We start from the raw sequence: 6,198 nt of genomic DNA on the forward strand, positions 1-6,198 counted from the left end.
CGTTCAAAGCGCCCGCAGCAAAACGCATTTCGTAGTTTCGTGCCCATGCGATGAACTCGGGGAAGCCTCCCACCGCCAATTCGGACGGTGCGGGAATCGCAGGCGGGGTTGCTTCGTCGTCGTTCCACGTGTCTCGACGGACACCGAACACGGCCGTCGCGGTTGTGGCAACGGTGCCGTCCTGTGTCAGCTCGAGGTACCAGTGTTGATTGGTGCGGTTGGTCCGCACCGCGCGGGTGGAGATCTGAAACTCGCCCTCGGCAACCGGTCCCGCGAAGTTGATGGTGAGCGAGAGAGGCTCGCCCACATGGTCCGGGTGCTGCTCGATCGCTCTGACGAACGTCGCGGCAGTGAGGCCGCCGAAGGGACCGACCATGTTGTTGTACGGCGCAGAAGTTCGGCCGAGGTACACACCCGGGCTCAGTGTCTCGAGAGCCAATGCCTCGTCGAACAGGTGGGACAGGTTGACGTCGCTCATATAGCTCTCCCGTAGTTTCCGCGCTTCTATGCCGAGCGTCATAGTAGCGGAAACGACGACACCGCCCGTGTGCGGCGAAGGCTGTTGGAACAGCACTTAGTGCACACGGGCGGCGGAGCCGCACTAATCCGCGCTGGTCGTGGCCCCCAGCAGATCCCTGACCCGGTTGGCGATGGTGATGAACTCCGGCGTCTCCATGGTCGTGCTGTAATCCCGTTTCACGGGAAGGTCGACGTCGAGGATTTCCACGATGCGGCCGGGGCGCGGGCTCATGACGACAACTCGATTGGCGAGATAGACGGCCTCGGCGACCGAGTGCGTGACGAGCATGACCGTCGTGCCGGTCTCACGCCAGATGCGGTGTAACTCGACGTTCATCTTCTCGCGGGTGAGTGCGTCGAGGGCGCCGAACGGCTCGTCCATGAGCAGCACTTCGGGTTCGTGCAGCAGCGCCCGGCACAGCGAGACTCGTTGCTGCATTCCGCCGGACAACTCGTGCGGGAGCGCGTTCTCGAATCCGGACAGGCCGGTCATCTCGATGAGCTGGTCGGCCTTCGCTGCCGCAGCTTTCCGGTTCATGCCGCGCATCTCGCCCTGGAGCAGGATGTTCTTGCGGACGGTCCGCCACTCCAGCAGGGCTGCGCGCTGGAAGACGTAGCCGATGTTGCGCTGCGGGCCCTTCACTTCCTTGCCTCGAAGGCTGACGCTTCCTCGGCTGGCATTGGTGAGGCCGGCGACGACTTTGAGAAGCGTCGATTTGCCGCAGCCGGAAGGGCCTGCGATGGAGACGAATTCACCTTCCCCAACGTGTAGGTCGACGTCACTGAGAGCGGTGACTTCGCCTCGCTTCGAGGAGAACTGAACGGTGAGATTGTCGACGGAGACTGCGGTATCGGTCAGGCTGGTCTTCGGTGTATCGAAGGTGGCGGTCATGTCATCGCTCACTGTTCGGTCGTGGAGAAGGACGAATCCCAGTACTTGGACGGCTCGGACGAGCTGTCGATCAGGCCTGCGCCGCCGAGCACCTCGATGGTCGAGACCCAGTCCTCTTCGGAGTTGACGCCGGGTGCGTTGCCCTCGGTGTTCTCCGTGGTGAGCAGCGGAATGGTTTCCTGCCACTGCTGCAGCAGCACCGACTCCGGCGGCGTCTGCGGGTCCTTGCCGACCATCGACTTCACCGCAGCTTCGGGGTTGTCGATGGCAGCCTGGAACGACTCGCTGGTGGCGTCGACCATGGCCTGGACGAGCTCGGGGGAGCTTTGAATCGTCGACTCGTTGGCGATCAGACCGTTGCTGAAGAAGTTGAGGCCCTCGTCGGAGTACTTGAGGTATCGCATCTCGCGACCGCTCTTGTTGGCGATGTTGGGGCCCTGATCGTGTGCGAAGCCGATAAGTCCGTCGACCTGACCGGAGAGCATCGCGGCGATCTTGCCGGCCGAGTCGAGGCTCTGCTGTTGAACCTGGTCCGCTGGGACGCCCACCGCGTCGAGGTAGATCGGGAACGTCGTGGTGGGTGCGTCGCCGGCGGAGACGGCGATGGTTTTGCCTGCGAGGTCTGCGGCCGTCTGGATGGGTCCGTCCGCGTAGACCTGCACTGCCGACGGGGTGGTCTGCAGGTAGACGCCGAGGCTCTTGACCTTGACGCCCTTGTCGATGTTGCTCAGAACCGCTGCGCTGTCGGCCCAACCGAAGTCGGTCTGGTTCGAGCCCGCCGCCTGCGCCGTTTTGGTGGATCCCTGACCCGCGGTGACGGTGAGGTCGATTCCGTGCTTGGCGAAAATTCCTTCTTGGACGCCGTAGTAGAACGGTGCGTGTTCTCCGTACGGGTACCAGTTGAGCATCAGCGACGTTGCCGTCGTTTCGCCGTCGGCGCCGGGTGCCTTCTCTTCGGCTGCGCCTCCGCTGCAGCCGGCGAGGACGAGGGAGGACGCGGCCGCTGCGGCTACGACGAGTTTCTTGAGGTTCATGAAGTGCTCCGATGTGGGGGAGTGATGTGGCTGGTGGGCGAAGCGATGCGGGTCAGACAGCGCCGACGGATGCAGTGGAGCGGCGCGATGCGTGCCAGGGAATGAGGAACTTCTCGGCGATCTCGATGATCATGAAGAGGATGATGCCGAGCAGCGACATGATGATCAGTGCCGCGAAAAGCATTGCGGTGTCGATGTTTCCGTTTGCCTGGAGGATGACGTAGCCGAGACCCTCGTTGGCGCCGACGAATTCGCCGACCACCGCTCCGGTGACCGCGAGCGTCGCTGCGATCTTGAGACCCGACATGAGCTGCGGGAGGGAGGCAGGGAAGCGAACCTTGACGAACGTCTTCCACTTGCTGGCGCCCATCGTGGAGGTGAGTTCCAGGATTTCGGGGTCGACGGAGCGGAGGCCGGCCATGCCTGCGATGACGATGGGGAAGAAGGCCATGAGCACTGCGACGAGAATCTTGGGGCTGGGCCCGAAGCCGAGCCACACGACGAACAACGGCGCGATGGCGATCTTGGGAATGACCTGGGCGAAGAGAATGAGCGGGTACATCGTCTTCTCGATGCTGGACGAGTAGATCATCAGCAGTGCTACTGCCTCACCGACGAGCGCGGCGATGACGAAGCCTGCGATGGTCTCGTAGGTGGTCACCCAGGTGTGTCCCGCCAGGTACGAGGCGTTGTCGACCAGGGTGCTCCAGGTGTCGCCGGGCGACGGAAGAATGTACGGCGCAACCAGTTCGGATGCGGTGACCGCCCACCATGCGGTGACCAGCACTGCTACCAGTGCCAGTGGTCGCCAGAGGCCGGACCAGGTGTTTCGGAACGACGGGAACCGTCGCGGACGCGTCGGCGTAGGTTGTGACGCCGCCGGCGATGCGGAACGGATCTCGACCGACGTTGTTGCCGCCATGTGGAGTCCTAAAACTAGTAGTGGTGCGGGGTGAGGGTGTCACCCGCTGGAATGCGCTTTCCGAAGCTGCGACCGAATGTAGTGTGATGACGCCCACACTGTCAAGGGTTCGTAAACTTCACCTGGTCAGTGCGCTGCTCGCGCGCAAAACCACGACGCCGGGGGCGAATTCGTGCGCGCTCTGGCTCGCTGCAGAATCGTCGAGAGCCAGCTGCACCGCCCGCACGCCGATGTCCACCAGGGACAGTGCGACCGTCGATAGGCTGGGGAAGTGGTCGCGGAGGGTCGGGATGTCGTCGAATCCGGCGACGCAGACGTCCTCGGGCACGTCCAGTTCCAGGCCGCGCCACGCTGCGATCGCGCCGATCGCCATGACGTCGGTGACCGCGAAGACGCACGGGGGCCCGCTCGCGGAAGCGCCCGTGCGGCGGGGTGAGAGCTCGAGCGCAGCTGCAAGCCTACGAGCTGCGCTGTAGCCGCCGTCCCGTGAGAAGTCACCCGCCAGTTCGATCTCGGGCGAGATTCCGTGCCTGCTCAGGGCTTCGACGAAGCCGTTCCGTCGATCCACGGATGTGCGAATGTTGCCTGGGCCGTTGATGACTGCGAAGCGTCGATGCCCCTCGGCGTAGAGAGCCTCGGCCAGCTGCGCCGACGCGGTGAAATTCTCCGGTTCGACGGCTGCGCCGAATGACAGGGGCTGTCCGACGACCACGAGTCGGCCACCGTTCGCGCGATAGGTCGCGAACTCCTTCTCGAGTTCTCGGTCCAGGTCGCCGCTCTGCCGGGAGCCGGCGAGGATGATCGCGTCCGCGCGATGCGAGATGAAGGTGCTGACCGACTGTCTCTCGATGTCGAAATCGCGTTCCGTGCTTGCCAGTAGAACGAGTTTGCCCGCGGCGCGGGCCTCGTTCTGCACGCCTCTCACGATGGAGGAGAAGTACGGGTCCGCGACGTCGTGAACGACCAGGCCGATCAGTCCTGTGGACGACCGGGCGAGAGCTTGTGCCTGGGCATTTGCGACGTAACCGAGGCTCTGCGCGGCCGCGCGGACACGATCGGCGACGCCCTCGCCCGGCACTCGTGACGAGCCGTTGAGGACGCGCGATGCCGTTGCCTGGGATACCCCCGCGGCAGCAGCAACGTCCTGCAATCTCACTGCAGCCATGCTCTCGGTTCTCCGTCTTCTCGAATTTCGACCGCTCGTGCCTGTTGACCAATCGACTTCGACAGCATAGCTTGGAAAGCGCATTCCGAAGCTGACTTGTCATTTCCGACGCGTGTGGGACGTTCCGCCCACCGTAGACGGCTCCCGACCCGGCTCATCGCCGGCTTTGAACTGCCGAGCCGCGTCACCTCTCACCTTCCAGCAAAGGCTTCTCATGACGAATCCCTCCCGTACCCTGCGCATCGCCATGAACGGCGTCACCGGACGCATGGGTTACCGCCAGCATCTGCTGCGCTCGATACTCCCCATTCGTGACGCAGGTGGATTGCTGCTCGCCGACGGCACGCGCATTCAGGTCGAGCCCGTTCTCGTCGGACGCAACGAAGCGAAACTGAAGGAGCTGTGCGCGCAGCACGGCATCGCCGAGTACAGCACCGATGCGAGCGCAGTGATCGACGACGCCACGATCGACATCTATTTCGACGCCCAGGTCACCTCGCGCCGCGCCGAGGCCCTCGCGTCGGCGATGAAGGCCGGCAAGCACATCTTCACCGAAAAGCCCACCGCCGAGACGCTCACCGAGGCAATCGAACTCGCGCGCATCGCCGAGAACGCAGGCGTCACGGCAGGCGTCGTACACGACAAGCTGTACCTGCCCGGCCTCGTCAAGCTCAAGAGACTGGTCGACGAAGGCTTCTTCGGGCGGATCCTCTCGCTTCGCGGGGAGTTCGGCTACTGGGTGTTCGAGGGCGACGGTCAGCCTGCGCAGCGTCCGAGCTGGAACTACCGCTCCGAGGACGGCGGCGGCATCGTCGTCGACATGTTCTGCCACTGGAACTACGTCCTCGAGGGAATTCTCGGCAAGGTCGAGACGGTGACCGCGAAGGCCACCACGCACATCCCGACGCGCTGGGACGAGCAGGGCAACGAGTACGCCGCCACCGCCGACGACGCCGCGTACGGAATCTTCGAGATGGAGAACGGCGTCGTCGCACAGATCAACTCGTCGTGGGCCGTGCGCGTATTCCGCGACGAACTCGTCGAATTCCAGATCGACGGTACCCACGGCTCGGCGGTGGCGGGCCTGCGCAACTGCGTCGCCCAGCATCGCTCGCACACCCCCAAGCCCGTGTGGAACCCGGATCTGCCCGTCACCGAGCCGTTCCGCGATCAGTGGCTCGACGTCCCCGCCAACGCCGACCTCGACAACGGCTTCAAGCTGCAGTGGGAGGAGTTCCTCCGCGATGTCGTGGCCGAGCGCCCGCACCGCTACGGTCTGCTCTCCGCCGCCCGCGGTGTGCAACTGGCCGAACTCGGACTTCGAAGCTCCGCCGAAGGCCGCCGCCTCGACGTCCCGGAGATCACGCTGTGACACTCACCGATTCGACACACACCGGTTCGACCCTGACCGGTTCGCGTCTGACGATTTCTCTGCCCGGCCGGGGTATTCACGAACTCGGTGAGCCCGGCGCATGGACCAAGCCGACCGAACCATTGAAATCGCGCATCGTCTACGCGGCCGCGCACGTGATTCCCCGCGTCGACGGTGACAACACTCCGGGTGCCCCGGCCGACATCGACTGGGAGGCAACACCCGCCTACCGGCACGAGCTGTGGTCGTACGGACTCGGCGTCGCCGACGCGATGGACACCGCGCAACGAGGCA

General features: G+C 64.3%; 7 protein-coding genes. 2 read left to right on the forward strand and 5 right to left on the reverse strand.

Going from position 1 to position 6,198, the window contains the following annotated elements:
- The 5 genes from WBQ44_RS16875 to WBQ44_RS16895 all read right to left on the reverse strand — a co-directional run.
- Positions 1–478, reverse strand: a 478-nt coding sequence (locus tag WBQ44_RS16875) for an acyl-CoA thioesterase (RefSeq protein ID WP_495567822.1), incomplete at its 3' end; no start/stop codon positions are given.
- Between the two features lie 123 nt (positions 479–601).
- A complete protein-coding gene (locus tag WBQ44_RS16880) occupies positions 602–1,411 on the reverse strand; it encodes an ABC transporter ATP-binding protein (protein ID WP_495567823.1) in 810 nt (269 codons plus the stop codon).
- Between the two features lie 8 nt (positions 1,412–1,419).
- Positions 1,420–2,445, reverse strand: a complete 1,026-nt coding sequence (locus WBQ44_RS16885) for an ABC transporter substrate-binding protein (protein WP_495567824.1) — start codon at positions 2,443–2,445, stop codon at positions 1,420–1,422.
- A 52-nt stretch (positions 2,446–2,497) separates the two neighbouring features.
- Positions 2,498–3,367 carry an ABC transporter permease gene (locus tag WBQ44_RS16890; RefSeq protein WP_495567825.1) on the reverse strand — a complete coding sequence of 290 codons (870 nt, stop codon included), beginning with the start codon at positions 3,365–3,367 and terminating at the stop codon, positions 2,498–2,500.
- A 118-nt stretch (positions 3,368–3,485) separates the two neighbouring features.
- On the reverse strand, positions 3,486–4,532 hold the full coding sequence (locus tag WBQ44_RS16895) for a LacI family DNA-binding transcriptional regulator (protein ID WP_495567826.1): 1,047 nt from the start codon (positions 4,530–4,532) through the stop codon (positions 3,486–3,488).
- A gap of 214 nt (positions 4,533–4,746) precedes the next feature.
- Between WBQ44_RS16895 and WBQ44_RS16900 the strand changes: the two genes are divergently transcribed.
- Positions 4,747–5,904, forward strand: coding sequence for a Gfo/Idh/MocA family protein (locus WBQ44_RS16900; protein WP_495567827.1), 1,158 nt, complete (start codon positions 4,747–4,749; stop codon positions 5,902–5,904).
- Positions 5,901–6,198: DUF993 family protein (locus tag WBQ44_RS16905; protein ID WP_495567828.1), on the forward strand; the 298-nt coding region annotated here is incomplete at its 3' end. The genes WBQ44_RS16900 and WBQ44_RS16905, both read left to right, overlap by 4 nt.

This window comes from Rhodococcus sp. (in: high G+C Gram-positive bacteria), assembly GCF_049591685.1.
Lineage (GTDB): Bacteria > Actinomycetota > Actinomycetes > Mycobacteriales > Mycobacteriaceae > Rhodococcoides.

What these genes read in the sequence shown, in the direction of transcription:
- WBQ44_RS16900 (WP_495567827.1), top strand. Translation starts at nt 4,747, where the DNA reads ATGACGAATCCCTCCCGTACCCTGCGCATCGCCATGAACGGCGTCACC.
- WBQ44_RS16885 (WP_495567824.1), bottom strand. Translation starts at nt 2,445, where the DNA reads ATGAACCTCAAGAAACTCGTCGTAGCCGCAGCGGCCGCGTCCTCCCTC.
- WBQ44_RS16890 (WP_495567825.1), bottom strand. Translation starts at nt 3,367, where the DNA reads ATGGCGGCAACAACGTCGGTCGAGATCCGTTCCGCATCGCCGGCGGCG.
- WBQ44_RS16880 (WP_495567823.1), bottom strand. Translation starts at nt 1,411, where the DNA reads ATGACCGCCACCTTCGATACACCGAAGACCAGCCTGACCGATACCGCA.
- WBQ44_RS16895 (WP_495567826.1), bottom strand. Translation starts at nt 4,532, where the DNA reads ATGGCTGCAGTGAGATTGCAGGACGTTGCTGCTGCCGCGGGGGTATCC.